This is a genomic window from Zoogloea sp., assembly GCF_028689785.1.
Taxonomy (GTDB): domain Bacteria; phylum Pseudomonadota; class Gammaproteobacteria; order Burkholderiales; family Rhodocyclaceae; genus Zoogloea.
In genome coordinates, this window is sequence record NZ_JAQVCN010000090.1 from 1 (window position 1) to 12,799 (window position 12,799).

Annotated in this window: 10 protein-coding genes and 1 pseudogene; all 11 read left to right on the top strand. The window is 58.2% G+C overall.

The annotated features are described in order from the left end of the window. The coding region (locus tag PHI64_RS22160) for a hypothetical protein (RefSeq protein WP_299888102.1) at positions 1-524 on the top strand (524 nt) is incomplete at its 5' end. After that, positions 487-2,454, top strand: coding sequence for a Mu transposase C-terminal domain-containing protein (locus PHI64_RS22165; RefSeq protein ID WP_299888105.1), 1,968 nt, complete (start codon positions 487-489; stop codon positions 2,452-2,454). The genes PHI64_RS22160 and PHI64_RS22165, both read left to right, overlap by 38 nt. Then, entirely contained in the window at positions 2,451-3,425 is a 975-nt protein-coding gene (locus PHI64_RS22170) for a TniB family NTP-binding protein (RefSeq protein WP_299888108.1), read from the top strand. The genes PHI64_RS22165 and PHI64_RS22170 overlap by 4 nt, the downstream gene beginning before the upstream one ends. Next, the gene (locus PHI64_RS22175) at positions 3,415-4,770 is read left to right on the top strand and encodes a TniQ family protein (RefSeq protein ID WP_299888111.1); all 1,356 of its coding nucleotides are present in this window, start codon (positions 3,415-3,417) and stop codon (positions 4,768-4,770) included. The genes PHI64_RS22170 and PHI64_RS22175 overlap by 11 nt, the downstream gene beginning before the upstream one ends. 73 nt (positions 4,771-4,843) lie before the next feature. Then, positions 4,844-5,188 (top strand): annotated as a pseudogene (locus PHI64_RS23685) (TniQ family protein); the annotation flags it as partial. Positions 5,189-5,248: 60 nt separating this feature from the next. Continuing rightward, positions 5,249-6,676, top strand: coding sequence for a hypothetical protein (locus tag PHI64_RS22180; RefSeq protein ID WP_299888114.1), 1,428 nt, complete (start codon positions 5,249-5,251; stop codon positions 6,674-6,676). Further along, entirely contained in the window at positions 6,663-7,094 is a 432-nt protein-coding gene (locus PHI64_RS22185) for a hypothetical protein (protein ID WP_299888117.1), read from the top strand. The genes PHI64_RS22180 and PHI64_RS22185 overlap by 14 nt, the downstream gene beginning before the upstream one ends. Positions 7,095-7,172: 78 nt before the next feature. After that, the gene (locus tag PHI64_RS22190; RefSeq protein ID WP_299888120.1) at positions 7,173-7,760 is read left to right on the top strand and encodes a hypothetical protein; all 588 of its coding nucleotides are present in this window, start codon (positions 7,173-7,175) and stop codon (positions 7,758-7,760) included. A gap of 217 nt (positions 7,761-7,977) precedes the next feature. After that, a complete protein-coding gene (locus tag PHI64_RS22195) occupies positions 7,978-9,141 on the top strand; it encodes an AAA family ATPase (protein WP_299888123.1) in 1,164 nt (387 codons plus the stop codon). Beyond that, the gene (locus tag PHI64_RS22200; RefSeq protein WP_299888126.1) at positions 9,131-11,470 is read left to right on the top strand and encodes a S8 family peptidase; all 2,340 of its coding nucleotides are present in this window, start codon (positions 9,131-9,133) and stop codon (positions 11,468-11,470) included. Before PHI64_RS22195 ends, PHI64_RS22200 begins: the two co-directional genes overlap by 11 nt. A 229-nt stretch (positions 11,471-11,699) precedes the next feature. Next, positions 11,700-11,885: a YjzC family protein gene (locus PHI64_RS22205; RefSeq protein WP_299888129.1), complete on the top strand. Its 186-nt coding sequence runs from the start codon at positions 11,700-11,702 to the stop codon at positions 11,883-11,885. Positions 11,886-12,799 lie beyond the last annotated feature (914 nt).

Genomic DNA, 12,799 nt, shown 5'->3' on the forward strand with positions numbered 1-12,799 from the left:
CGCTGGATCAAGGCGCTGACCAAGTTCGGCTTCATCCCGCAACACGCCTGATTCAGGCCGCCTTCGCTCCGATGACCTGCTGCGGTCAGGACTTCGCTCGTTCAGAGGCCGGGCTCTTTCACGTTAAAGAGCTGGCTGCCGAGGCTGAGACCAAACACAAGCTCGACCGCATTACCGAACACTTCACCCGCATCGGTCGCGTGTTTGCCGTTCTGACCGACCAGCAAGTCCGTGTTGAGCCGCGTCTGGGCAACCTGCGCTGGATCTACCACCAAGCCCCGCGTATCCGTCCATCCCTGCTGAAGTGCGACGTCGCCCTGGAGCGGCTGGCCGTGCATTTTCCGGCTTCGATTCAAGCAACCAAGGAGGTGCTCACCCCAGTTGGCTTGGACCCTCTCTCGTTGCTGATGGCCGGGCGACTCACCTGCAATCTTGACCACCCCGTGGACTTCGACACCCAACTGCATCTTTCTCAGGAGAGCGACCATGCGTGGTTTCGCCTTTCGGACCGGTTTGGTTTTTGAGTGGGACGGTGCCGCTCACCGGATCGAGCGCCTGGGGACGGGTGATCAGGTTGTGCTGGAGCGCCTGAGCGACGGACAGACTGTACTGAGTTCCCGGCAGGAACTCTTGGCTGCCTTCGGTGCAGGGCAGCTGTGTATGCCTCATGGCACTGACACGGCTCCTGCTGCTCAGGTATATCGGCGGCCATTGGCAGAGCTTCCCAGCCACATTCAGGCAAAAGTGCGCACGCGAATGGCCTATCTGGACGCGATTCAGGAGGCTGGGCAGATCCCCTTGACTCCGTATCACCTGTCTCCATTGATTGCCGAGGTCTCCAAACGCATCAACGATCCACATCCCCCGGCACCGATAACCATCTATCGGTGGCACCAGATCTACCGGTGGCATCAGGATGCTCGCGCCTTGATTCCTCGGTATGACCGCCGAGGCAGAGCGGGGGCACGGCAGTCGGAGCAGATTCGAGAGTTTTTCGCGGAGGCGGCTGAGGAAGCCTTTCGAGCCAGTCCGTCGGCAACCATCAAATCCATCTTCACGCGCCTTAAAGGGAAAATCCGCGCCGAGAACGCCAAGCGTCTCCCGAATGCCCCACTCCGCCTCCCCTCGGTGAGAACGGTATATCGCTTATTCAGGCGACTTGAAGCCTATGACCAGACGCGGCTCGCCGAGGGGAAGCATGTTGCGGATCGCCGCTATCGGGTCGTCAAAGCGGGGCCTGTCGTCGACGGCATCCTGATGCGGGTTGAGGTCGATCACACGCCCCTCGACCTCTTCCTGATCGACGAGATCACGGGCCTCCCCCTTGGCCGACCGGTTCTGACCTTGTTCATCGATGTATATAGCCGCTTCCCGGTCGGCTACTACCTCAGTTTTGGCGGCACCTCCGCCGCCGCTGTTGTCGGTGGCCTACGCCATGCCATCCTGCCCAAAACCCCGGTCAAGGAAGTCATACCGGATTTGCCCGTGGAGCACGCATGGCCTTGCTACGGTCTGATCGCGGTACTGGTTGCTGACAACGGTCTGGAGTTCTATTCCACGGCCTTGGATAGCGTCGCTATGGACCTGGGTATGAGCATCATTTATTGCCCAAAGCGGCAGCCATGGTTCAAAGGCGCCATTGAGCGCTTCCTGCAGACGTTCAATTTCACCCTGAGCCACCAGTTACCGGGCACCAGCCTCTCCAGACTGGAGGATAGGGGTGACTACGACTCCCAGAAGCACGCACTCCTGACCCTCGCCGAATTCAAGCACCTCTTGGAAAAGTGGCTGCTCGATATCTACGCCCAAACCGTCCACCGAGGCATCGCTACGACGCCCTGGGCTAAGTGGCACGAAGGCTTGAAGCGTCACACGCCGGAGCTGCCGGGGAGTCTGGACGACTTGCAGCGCAGGATCGGCATGGCCGAGGAGCGCACCCTGCGTCGAGATGGGATCGTCCTGAAAGGAATCCGCTACGCGGGTCCCGATCTCGATCCCATCCTGCGCACCTGGGGGCCAGGGGTAAAGATCCGGCTCGTTTTCGACGCCGAGGACCTGGGCAGTATCCAGGTCTGGGCGCCCGAGCAGCAGGATCCGGTGACGGTTCCGGCCTTGAACCAGACTTACGCCAAGGGTCTCACACTCCTCCAGCACGAGCTCATCCAGCAGCAGGTCCGAGAAAACGGTCACTCCGCAGAGAACCCCGACGCCTTGGCCAAGGCCAAGTACGACCTGGCTATCGCTGTGGACGAACTCCTCAAGGGGCGCAAACAACGCGGCCGGCGCCGGGCAGCGAACATCCACGGCAAGACCAGCACTCATCCCGAGGCCCGACTCAATCCCGGCACGCCTCCCAAACCCGTCACTAAACCCATCCCGACACCCGAGGTGGCCCTCGACGAACCACCCGCGCCGCTGCCCACCTTTCAGCTCTCGCGAGGGAGGCGCGGATGAACGTCGCAGAATTCGAAGCCCTGCGGGTGTTCACCAGCGAGTACTTGCAATTTCCCCCGTTCGTGGCGGCCTTCAATGAGATCGAGCGACTTGTTCAGCTCTACCGTCAAACCGGCATCGCTCAACATTTGCTGGTAACCGGGGAGTCGGGCAGCGGCAAGACGACGCTTTGCAAGGCAATGGTGGAGCGCTACCCCCGTGCATCATTGCCAGAGCGGGACGTGATACCCGCGCTCTTTGTACCGATGCCATCGACAGCAACCATCGCCAGCGTAGCCGAAGCCATGCTCAGAAACCTGGGCGATCCGGCTCCAACGACGGGAACGACTTCTGCCAAGACTGCACGTGTCGCCCGTCTCGCGCGCGCCTGTGCCGTTGAACTCATCCTCTTCGACGAAGCGAATCACATCCAGGACCGAGGCCAGTTACCCACCCAGTACATGGTCGGCGACTGGCTCAAGAGCCTGATGGACGACGTGCAGGTGCCGACGGTGCTCATGGGCCTGCCTCGGGTCGAGAATCTTTTAAGGGTTAACGAACAGCTACGACGCCGGTTCATGCTCCGTCTCCACCTGGAGTTCGGAAAGGACCCCGACAACACCATTGAAACCCAGTGTCTTCGGCTGTTTACGTCCCTGACACCGTCCTTGCCCGTGCCCTTCAACAAAGGGGGCACGACCTGGAGCGAGCTCGCTTACCGATTGCATGCCGCCACGGACGGGCGGGTTTCCTATGTGAAGAGCCTCCTGATTGGCGCCATTCGACAGGTATTTGAGCAGGACTTGCAGGAGATCACCCTCGCGGTGCTAGAGGCTGCGTTTACCTCCGCGATCTGGCACCAAGGGGTTGGGGCATTGAATCCCTTCTGTGCGAACTTCGACTTCCGGCGACTGGACAGGGCTGGCGAGCCCTTCCAATCCAGTGACGAGGTGGTTCGGCCTTCCTCAAGGCGGCGTGCTCATGCTGCTTGAACTGGCAGGCTATCCCCTCCGACCGACGCGCCAACCGGGGGAGAGTCTGGCCGGGTTTGTCAGCCGGCATTTCGGCACGAACGGTCACTGGATGCCGGAGGCGCTGCACCGTGCGATTGCAAGCCTGTACCGCTCCGAAAGCGCGGTACGTCGGGAGGAGGCCTGGGCGTTGATCTGCCACCTCACCGGACAGGCTTCCGCCGAGGATCGCCGCCTGTGGCTGGACCAGCGCTTTTCTTTGCCAGAAGCTGGGCCGAAGCGGAAAGGGCGCTCATGGCAACGCGCCATCTTGTCGCCGATACAGGTCTGTCCACGTTGCCTGGCGGAACAGGGTGTGCATCTCGCACTCTGGGAGCTGCCGCGGGTCAATACCTGCCCTCTGCACGATTGCCTGCTTCGCCAGCACTGCCAATGTGGGCGTGAGCTGACATGGCCCAGCATGGGCCCAGACTGGACCTGCCGCTGTGGCCAATCGCTTACGACCCTGGTCAGTCGTCCAGCATCACCTGCACTTGGGCGCCTCACGCGATTGGTCGCTGAGTCCAGCGGGCTCCAGACCCCATCATGGGCACGCGATGGTGAGCGGCGCGTTACCACCCATCTTCGCCAGACTTATGCGCTGATGTTCTGGTTGCAGGAGCTGCTGCAGCGCATCCATGAAGCAACCCGAGGCCACGCCATGCGTGAGCGTACAACGGATGAACGCCTCGGGCGGTTGCTCAAGGACTGGCCAGACGGGCTGGAATGCCGGCTCCTTCGTCTGCTACGTTTTCGTCACCGGCGCGAGCGCGGGAACCTCCTTTTGTTGCTAGACGACAAGCATCCGACCCGACGGCTGTTCGACTATCTGGCCGATGCCGAAAGCCAGACGGATCTGCCGGCAGATGCCTACCTGGTGGCTCATCGCGTCATCGCGCATTTCGCATCTCCCATCGGCGAGGCACGGGTATTGGTTTTCAATCCTGCGCTGAGTATCGAGGAACGGCAGGCGCGCCTTGGCCTGTTGATGCGCTGGTGGTCCGCTCTGTGCCCATGGATAGAAGTGTCGGACACACTTCCGCAAGTCGCCATTTCCCCGACACCGTACTTCGGAAGCCTGGATGCCCAGTTCCGCGTGCTGTTGCTGAACGTACTTGTCGGCGCGGCAACAGCCTGTGCCAGTCCCGAGCACTTTCGACGTTTCGCACAGGCGTGGCCGCCCGGCCGGCCGCTTCCGGCGGGTTGTGGTCACGACGTTTTCATCCAGGGATTCGATGCGCAGCTGAAGACCGTATCCAGCGCACACCTTCAGTATCTCTGCGAACTCGCGTGTCGCGCCGCAGGAGTCACCCGTGCGACGGTTTGAGCCGATCTACCACGCATCCGCAGCCGTCTCGGTGACGGGAGGCGGAGGTTGGTGGAAACATCGCGGTCTTCCGGTGCGTCCGAGGCCTCATCCGGGTGAATGGGCTCACGGCTACCTGGTACGGATCGCGGAGGCCAATGGCTACGAATCGCCCCGTGTCCTGTGGCGTAGTTTGGGGCCGAGGCGCACGAGCTCCGTTTCCTCGGTCAGGTACGCGCTGCGCCTGTCTCCGACTGAATGGCGTTTCTTGTCCGGCCCCTGGCCGCGTTTCTGTCGTCTTGAGCACGTGTTGGCCGAGGGGTTGGCCACATCCGACTACTGCCATGACCACTTGCGCTGGTGCCCCCATTGCCTCGCCGAGCAGCGGTTTCTGCAAGCTAGGTGGGCAATCAAACTGTGCGTCGTGTGCCCTGCCCACAAGTGCTATCTGCAGGACACCTGCGCGGTCTGCCATCAGTATCAACGGCCAGAACGAGCTGTGCTCGACCGCTGCCGGTGCGGCGCCTCGCTGATTGGCATCCCCACTGAGCATGTCGCCGAGGATGAACTCCGACTCCAGATTGCCTTTCAGGGTGCCTTGGCTGGGCAAGCCCAGGAGGGCGCCCCTTCGTTGAGTGTGGCTGCCTGGATCAGGCTCTTTCATCGTGTGGCTGCGCTCTTCGATGCCGAGCGGGAAAGTCGCAGCGGCCAGATACCTGGGCTCCACCGTCTTGATCTGGCCATTGCGGTGAATCGGCAACTCGCCAGTCTGCTCGCCGCCTGGCCTGCTGGCTTTCATCGCTACCTGGGCGATCTGCAGCGACGGGCAGAGCCATCGTTCAGCTTGGTTCGAACCTTTGGACGCCTGTACCGATGGCTGTACCGGGATTTCGAGGGGGGCGAGTTCGCTTTTCTACGCGAGGCCTTCGAGGACTACCTGCGAGAACACTGGTGGGGGCTGCTGTGTCGACGCAACCGCCGCCTTGGCACCCGAACCATCAACAGTCGGAAGACAGTCCACGCTATTGCAGAAGCGGCAGGTACGACCCCGGCGCGGGTCCGGCAGTTGCACTTGGCTGGCTGGGTCGAGGCCGACATCGCGGCCCAGCCCTGCGGCCGTCATGCGTGGTCATTTCCTGCTTCACAGGTCGAACCTCTTGCCACCCTAATCGCCGATGGTCTCACCTTGAAGGAAGCGGCTGCCTACTTGTGGCTTCCAAAGCATCGCGTTCGCGAGCTGATCACGGCGGGCATGATCAAACCGCTTCTTTCGACCGAAAGGGATGGATCTGCAACGTGGCTGATCTCCAAGCATCAACTGGACGACCTGGGCCGTGCGTACTTGGCGGGCCAAGCTCCGGTGGCTGAAGAAGAACACCCAGATTACGTTCCCCTCGTGCAGATCCTCAAGGCTTGGCGCTTGGAGGCCGGGGCATTTCCCGCAATGCTTCATGCGCTTCAATTAGGCGTGCTGGCTCCAGTTCTCGGCAGCGACGTGGAAAACACTGTTCTGGGAGACCTGTTGCTTCCTCGCCGGAGAGTACAGGCTTGGCTTGCGCACTGGCGTCAGGCCAGCGGCAGTGACTATTCGATCACTGACGTGGCCACGATTCTCAGTATCAAGGCCCAGGTGGCCTACCACCTGGTTCGATCCGGTCTCCTGGAGAGCACGTCGTCTCCGCAGGCGCAGGTACGTCGAGTTTCTCGGGACGGGATCGAAAAGTTCGAGGCGCGTTACATCTCCTTGGTGGAGATCGCCAAGCGCTTGGGCACTTCGCCCAAACAAGCCCTTCACCGCCTGCAAATTCACCCTGTGGCAGGCCCTGCTATCGATGGATGCCGGCAGTACTTTTACCTGCGCAGCGACGTGGAACACCTTCTTGACCAACCTCCCCAACCCCAGGAGTCAGGCAATGCAGAACCGTGAAGACTTACCAGATACCGATCTGGACCGATTGCAGGCCGAGATCCTCAGCGGCCCTTTCGAAGCTGCACTCCCCGTCAGCATGACCGAAGAATGGCTGAACCTGATCGCTAGGGATATCTACGAAACCCTGAGTGACGACGAGCCCACATGGGGGAGTCCGGCCGTACGACGGGCTGAAGCCCCTTTCCGGCTGATCCATCGCCTCCTGGTCGAGAGTAAGGGCAAAGCGTTGCACGTCGACGACTTGGACTCACTGCCAGGCCACTATATGAACTATCTCGCCGAAGTCGCCCTGGAACTGGTCAGGCGCCAGAAGGGGCACTGGATACCACCCGCGACGCTAGACACGATCCTGACTCGGACGGATCTGACTTTGGAGCAGGCCCTCGACGGCGTCGCCAATGTGCGCTGTGAGTGAGCTGATGACGAAGCCGAATCAGGAAGTGCAGTCTTCCCCCGCCAGCCACTCGAACATCCTCGCCAAGCCGGAGTGATCATGAAAAACCCACGATATGAACGTTTCCGCGTTCTGATGCACCAGTTTCACCGCAATCACCCCTGGCGCCTGACCAACGGCTTGTTCATCCCACATGCCTATCTGGAGCCCGACAAAGTGAACCTGTGGGACGACGTCGGCTTCATCCTCAACGGACGCCGGGTGATGGTGTGGTGGATTCATCCCCAGGCCAGGTACGAAGACGAGATCGCCCGACGAGCCTACGAGGAAGCCGGACCGATGCCCGACGATTCTGCTCCGTGGAGCGAAGAGAAGCGCTGGAAGCGCGTTGGCCGTTCAAGGAAAAGGGCAGTCACCTACCGTACCCAGGGCTGGTCGGACCAGATGAAGGCCTATTTTGAGCGGGTTGATGCTATCGAAGAGCGACTGCGTCAGGAGGGAATCGACTACGAGGCCCGCCCAAGTCTGGTTGTGCGCTGGTATCGATGGGGGATCGGGATGGAGCTCTGTGCGCCGCTGGAGGTGAAGGGCGTGGAGGGCGTCCGGGTGTTAGCCAAAATGGCAAAGCGCCTCCTCAAGAGGTATATCACGCTTGAAGAGAGCTTCCTCTGCCATTCGCACAACTGAACAACCTGGCCGAACGGCTGCGCTCAATGATGGGCTCTTGCCTGGTAGCAGCGGTCTTAAACGACACCCGTGAAGTCCGGCAATCTGTGGTGCATGTCTCATCTGCAACTTGACTCGCTCCAAGAGCGGCGCTGCGCGACCTTACCCGTCTACAGACTCCGCAAGAAGGTGCTTCCACTTGCTTGACGAACGTCTCTTGTTTTCATAGAATCGTCTCATGAAAACAGATATTCGTTTCTTCAATGAGATTGCTCGAATCGTCAATGGGGCTCTGCGTCTCGATGTCGATAAGGTGAGGAACTATACGGCCTTTCTGGCGGACAAGCTGGAGAGCGCTGGGGAGCAAAGCGCAGCCGAGCGCCTGAGGAAACTCCTTGCAGAGACTGATCATCAGCTGCGACCCGCGGAGGTTCGTTTCAGCAAAGCACTGCCCGTCGATTCTGAGAGCCGCTTCCCCTTGGTCGAGCACGTCAACCTAAGAGGACTGCAAGAGCCTCCCATTAATTTGCTTCAATCCCAGTGGGATGTAGTTAACGAGTTTCTAAGTGTTGCGAAGAGCTATGGATCGTTCGATACAAACGATCTTTCTGGAGCTCTTAGTTTCCTGATGTATGGTCCTCCGGGTACAGGCAAGAGTAGGCTTGCCCGTCACATTGCCGAAGAATTAGGGCTTGATCTTTATGTGGCACGACTTGATGGTTTGATTTCTTCCTACCTTGGTAGCACAGCCAAGAACATTCGGGCCTTGTTTGATTTTGCCTCGAAGACTCCCTGTGTTTTGTTTCTTGACGAGTTTGATGCCATTGCCAAAATCCGAAGCGATGGTCATGAACTTGGCGAGCTGAAGCGAGTCGTAAACAGCTTCTTGCAAAACTTGGATACGCTGGGGAGGCAATCCATCGTCATTGCTGCAACAAATCATGAAACTCTGTTGGATGCTGCGGTATGGCGTCGCTTTACCTACCGGGTCGCACTGAAGCTTCCCTCGCGGGAGCAGCGCACCCAGATGTGGAAGGATTTCATAGCTCCCATCTCGTTTTCAGAGCGTGACTTGGTTGTCTTGGCAGATCTGTCTGACGGTTTTTCCGGTTCGGATATTCGGGAAACCTGCGCTCGACTGAAGCGACGGCAGCTCACCAGCGGGAAGGCACTTCATTTGTCGGAGGCCTTCATGGTGCTTCAGAATCTCTCGATATCTGGCGAGAATGATCGTTGTTTTGCATCGACTCTGACCAACAAAGAGCCGGCCGAGATTGTTCATCTTCTGCGCGAGCGGGATCAACGGCTTTACAGCCTCGCCATGCTCGCTGAACTGCTGGGCTTGTCGAAGGCAACTGCGCACCGCCTCGCCAAGAAGGAGGGCGAAAACAATGGCGAATAGTCATGACAGCGTTCGGCATGATTTACTGCCGATCAAACTCATCATGCCAAAGCAAGGAGCCGAGCGTCGCGTGCTTGGCGGCGGAGGAGCGAAGACACCATTTCGCACAGTTGATACCGAATATCGGCAGCGACTTGCCAATCAGGTGTCGGCGATTGAAGAAGCAGTGCTGCCTCAGTTGAATGTGGCCAAGGCGGCGCCGGTTCGGGTAAAAGTCATATCTAAAGCTACGGCGAAGAGCCATCGGCCTGACGCGCTCTTCTCAGAACAGTCCTGCCCGATCATTGGGTCGGGTGGAATCGGCGAACTGTTCATCAAAGCAACTCCCCGTGGCCTATCGAAGTTGAAACATACGATAACAGCCAATGAATCGGACCAGATCGTAAAAGAACTTTCCTGCATCGAATCTATCGAGGTCGTTACACCCATGCTTCGGCGGCGAGGGCAAAGTGCCGAGGAGGTACTACGTAGGAGCCCTCGTAGGGGAGAGGGGTTCGTGACTCGGGTACGTCTATTCAGTTTCGGAGGCGACGAAGATCAATCCAGCCTTGTCGACGATTTCGTTAGCTCGTGCAATGCTCTTGGTATATCGATAAGTGCCAAAGGATACGCAAAGCAAAGTTGGACGTTCGCGGCAGAATGCCGCTCTGTAGCAGAGGTTGAAGCACTCTCCAGGCTAGTCAGCGTGCGATCAATCACCCAGATGCCCCTGATTAGAACCGTGCGACCCAACACGGCAAAGCCGCAAGCACTCCCCGCTCTTCCGGTGCGAAGCGTCACAGATACTGATATTCCGATCGTCGTCGTCGTGGACAGTGGTGTCTCGGACCGAATCCCGGCCCTAGAGTCTTGGGTTATTGGTCGTGACCGCCAAGTACCCCCTTCATATGTAAACACTGATCACGGAACCTTCGTCGCAGGCTTGATCTGCTGGGGGCATGCTTTGAACCCCACTGTTGGAGGATTAGATACTGGCCCGTGCGGTGTTTTTGATCTGCAAGTTATTCCTAACGATGATCCATCCCGCGGTGAAACCACTCCGCTGATGGAGTCCGAACTTCTCTTTTCGTTAGAGGCGGCCCTTGAAGAACATGCGAATAAATATAAGGTCTGGAACTTATCGTTGGGCACTGACGCAGTTTGCTCGCTAGATGAGTTTTCTGAGCTGGCCGTTGAACTCGACAACCTACAAGAGAAGTACCAGGTGTCCTTTGTGATCAGTGCTGGCAACTACGTGACTCCTCCGCTGCTTGACTATCCGCGAACCGTTCCTCAGGTTAGTGCAGGGCGGATTACGTCCCCCGCAGACAGTGTCTTGGGCATTACGGTTGGGGCAGTCTCCCATGTCGACTTCAAAAGCAATGGGCCCAAACAGAATCATCCGTCGGCATTCTCACGGCATGGTGCAGGGCCAAATTACGTCATTAAGCCGGACCTCGTCCATTACGGCGGTTCCTGCTCCACGGATGGAGCGCACATTCATGGGATTCGCTCCGTTACTGATGCGGGAGTCACAGAAGACCTGGGTACCAGCTTTTCAACTCCGTTAGTGTCGCGAACTCTCGCTCAGATTTACCACCAAATCACGCCGACACCCTCGCCAGTGTTGGCGCGGGCACTGCTAACTCACCATGCGCGCGATCCTAGGTCTGGTCTTCGAGTGCCGGATGGCGAAGAAAATTACTTAGGTTTCGGCTTGCCCGCTACTGTCCCGTACTGCCTCGAATGCACCCCCCATACGGCAACGCTTGTTTTTGAGGATACGCTTCGACCTGGTTACTTTCTTGAGTGGGATGATTTCCCCTATCCCCCGTCATTGAAGCGAGATGGAAGATATTTTGGGGAGGTTTGGATGACCCTGGCCTTTGCCCCTGCGCGGGGTGAAAGATGGGGGGCTGAGTACTGCGAAACTCACATCGACGCCCACCTTGGCGTCTTTTACGAGAAAACCGCTAGGGATACTGGAGAGATCAAGCAGGTTTTTAAGGGACTCGTACCCGTTGAGCATAGAAATCCCGGGCAGTTGCATGAAGCTTACCAAGTTGAGAAGCTACGCAAATGGGCTCCGGTTAGAACCTACCATGGTGTGATGAGCGATAAGGGAGAGCGTGGATTACGCTGGCGACTGAAACTTCAACTTTTGACTCGACACGGCATTGAGGACGACGAGCAGCTATTTAAGCCCCAGCGGTTCTCGCTGATCATTACCATCGCCGATCCGGAAGGTAAGGCCCCGGTCTACGATGAAATGTCTCGTATCGTCCGGAATCGCTTCCAAGCGGAAAATCTTGCGGTCCGAGCCCGTACAAGACTCAGGACTCCCAATTGATGCGGATTGACTAATTGAACTATGCACAATAGTGCATCTTGAATGAAAAAGTTGCTCGAAGGACTGGAACTCCTTCGAGCAACTTGGACAGGTCACCGAACCCGGAGAAGCCTGTCACCTACGTTGGGCAAAACGCCCTGCACTATAAAGGCAGGAGACTTGGCTGGCCAATAGAGGTTTTCAATGTACCGGGATCTACCACTGCCTCTACTCTCGAAAGGAGATTTTCATGGCAGCCTCGATGAAGCCCGGTCAAAACACCGGAAAGAACGGCGGGATTTTTCAAGAAGTGGGTCCGAGAGGCGGCAAACAGCCGAACTTCTCGACCGTCCCGGACAACAAGCCCCTTCCTCCTACGACCAAACCTGGACACGGATGGGAGCCGGTCAAGGTGACGCCAGACAGCAAGCGGTAACTTGACGGGGCAACTTCGGTTGCCCCACTGTTTTCTAGGATTCAAGCGCTTTATGAGACGCTGTGTAGGTCTTCGTTCATCGTTCCCCCTCCCTACTATTGACGGCAGGATGTGCTTCTATGAATTGCCTACGGGCCGCATCACCAGAAAATTGCGCTATCTTTGGCACAGGCTGGACGTCCCTTCATGAACTCTGGCACAGCCTCACACCACGCTGCCAAAGTTAGTGAAAATTCGTTTTATAATCAAAGGCTCGGTTTTCACTAACCGTGTCATCCGACAGAGGCTTTGTAGATGAACGCATAAGCCGAGAATCCAAGGCTCATAAATTGAGAAATTTATGGGCTTTTGTTTTTGGATAGTGTGCGCTGTCTGTCCCTGTAGGCGGGATGTCTATTTAGAGACATGGCGCCGAGCAGCCAAATGTGCCGCTATTTCCTGACTGCTTGGCGAGGAGCGCTTGACGTGCGCCGCGCTTCATCCATTGTCGGGGTCGAGAGGAGCTTTAACGGGACCGCCCCAACGCCCAAGGCCCTCTCGACGATGACTTCAGCGCCTTGCTCCTTTAGCGTCGCTTTAAGTGCTCCGAAGTCGTCACACCATTGCTGCTCTGCAGGGAGGTCACCCGATGAATCCCGGTTGGTGTTGAAAGCCACTGTTCTCACCTGCAGCCGCTCCATTCCAGCGCCAGCAGCAATCTCGACTCCATAGCCGGGGTTGGTGGAACTGCGTACGACCAGACGGCCCCCTGCGCTGGTTGCCGTCGACAGCTCTTCATGCACTCGATAGCCGTAACCGCTCACTGAGCGGCGTTCTTCCCCCGCCCTGGCTCACGCGGAAGAATCCTCCTTCTGTTCAATCAGGAGGAACGCGAAGTGAGCAGCGCGACGACAAGCAACAACAAGCGGCAGCGG

Excerpts from the sequence above, each read along its gene's own strand:
- PHI64_RS22175 (WP_299888111.1), top strand. The coding sequence starts at position 3,415 with ATGCTGCTTGAACTGGCAGGCTATCCCCTCCGACCGACGCGCCAACCG.
- PHI64_RS22195 (WP_299888123.1), top strand. The coding sequence starts at position 7,978 with ATGAAAACAGATATTCGTTTCTTCAATGAGATTGCTCGAATCGTCAAT.
- PHI64_RS22200 (WP_299888126.1), top strand. The coding sequence starts at position 9,131 with ATGGCGAATAGTCATGACAGCGTTCGGCATGATTTACTGCCGATCAAA.
- PHI64_RS22185 (WP_299888117.1), top strand. The coding sequence starts at position 6,663 with ATGCAGAACCGTGAAGACTTACCAGATACCGATCTGGACCGATTGCAG.
- PHI64_RS22170 (WP_299888108.1), top strand. The coding sequence starts at position 2,451 with ATGAACGTCGCAGAATTCGAAGCCCTGCGGGTGTTCACCAGCGAGTAC.
- PHI64_RS22205 (WP_299888129.1), top strand. The coding sequence starts at position 11,700 with ATGGCAGCCTCGATGAAGCCCGGTCAAAACACCGGAAAGAACGGCGGG.
- PHI64_RS22165 (WP_299888105.1), top strand. The coding sequence starts at position 487 with ATGCGTGGTTTCGCCTTTCGGACCGGTTTGGTTTTTGAGTGGGACGGT.
- PHI64_RS22190 (WP_299888120.1), top strand. The coding sequence starts at position 7,173 with ATGAAAAACCCACGATATGAACGTTTCCGCGTTCTGATGCACCAGTTT.